General features: G+C 40.1%; 1 protein-coding gene. It reads right to left on the bottom strand.

Features of this window, described 5'->3' with window-relative positions:
- Positions 1-67 precede the first annotated feature (67 nt).
- Positions 68-1,261 (bottom strand): IS256 family transposase, encoded by a 1,194-nt coding sequence (locus BUA16_RS18135; protein ID WP_072766113.1) that lies wholly within the window; start codon positions 1,259-1,261, stop codon positions 68-70.
- Positions 1,262-1,354: the final 93 nt, after the last annotated feature.

Below are 1,354 nucleotides of genomic sequence, written 5' to 3' on the forward strand. Positions count from 1 at the left end.
TGAGTCTATCCAAAATTTTGTGTTTTTGAAAAATAATTTCAAAATTCATAGGTTTAAAATAATTTGATTATAACCTATTTGGAAAACAAATATACAATTGATTGTAAATTTGCCCCCACTTAGATCTTGTTTTCTTCCATTTCTTACTGATGCTTTGAGCTGCTAAGTATATAGATTTAAGAGCTGCATCATCGTTAGGGAAGACCTTTTTATTGCGCGTATATTTTCTTAAACTGGCATTGAAGCTCTCAATAATGTTGGTCGTGTAGATGAGTTTCCTGATCTCTTTGGGATAGCTTAAAAAAGCCGTTAGGTTATCCCAGTTATTTTCCCAGGATTGAACGGCGGCTAGGTACTTGGCCCCCCAGTTTTGTTTAAAAACTTCAAGGGCCTCCAGCGCAATTTTTTCGTTATCCGCTTGATAGATGGCTTTAATATCCACCATAATTGCCTTACGGTCCTTATAACTCACGTATTTTAGGGAGTTCCTGATTTGGTGCACAATACAGACCTGACGAATACTATTGGGGTAAATGGCTTCTACCGCCTTGTCCAATCCAGATAGATTATCACTGCACAAAAAGAAGATATCCTTTACCCCACGGGAGCGCAGATCATCCAATATGGACATCCAGGCAGCGGCTTTTTCTGTTTCGACAATACTCATGCTCAAAATATCCTGTTGCCCTTCGGTATTAATCCCAAGGACAATCATACAGGCCTTGGAGACAACCTTTCCCTCATGGCGTATCTTATAGTGGATGGCGTCGATCCAAACAATGGGGTATACATCCTCCAATGGCCTGTTCTGCCAGCTCTTGATATCCTCCAGTAATTGGTTGGTAATAATGGATACCTGCGAGGTGGAATAATGGACGCCATAGGTGCTTTCCATAAAGTCTATAATATCACTATTGCCCATCCCTTTGGCATATAGCAATTGGATGCAGTCCTCGAGCTCTTGACTGATGGATTGATGTTTGGGTACAATCACCGGATCAAAGCTGGCCTGACGATCTCTGGGTATCTTGATGCGCTGCTCTCCGTTTTGGGTTTTGATAGTCTTTTCCGAGTAACCATTACGCTGGTTGTTTCCAACTACAGCGCCACCCTTTTCAAACCCCAAATGGGCTGTCATTTCCGCTTTCAAAAGCGATTCGATACCACGCTTAAGCAACTGTTCCTTGACTTGATCGAAGTCCTCTTTGTTGCTGATTTTACCTATTAAGGCATCTAATTGTTTTTCTAATTCTGGGTCCATATAATAAAAATTTAAAAATAAATTTTTTGCCTATGAACTTCAAAATCATTTTTCGACTAACTCAGAGCAAAACACAAAATAATTTACAGTCCC

Source organism: Arenibacter nanhaiticus, from assembly GCF_900141935.1.
GTDB lineage: Bacteria > Bacteroidota > Bacteroidia > Flavobacteriales > Flavobacteriaceae > Arenibacter > Arenibacter nanhaiticus.

Bases quoted from the DNA above. Each gene is read 5' to 3' on its own strand.
- BUA16_RS18135 (WP_072766113.1), bottom strand. From the start codon at position 1,261: ATGGACCCAGAATTAGAAAAACAATTAGATGCCTTAATAGGTAAAATC.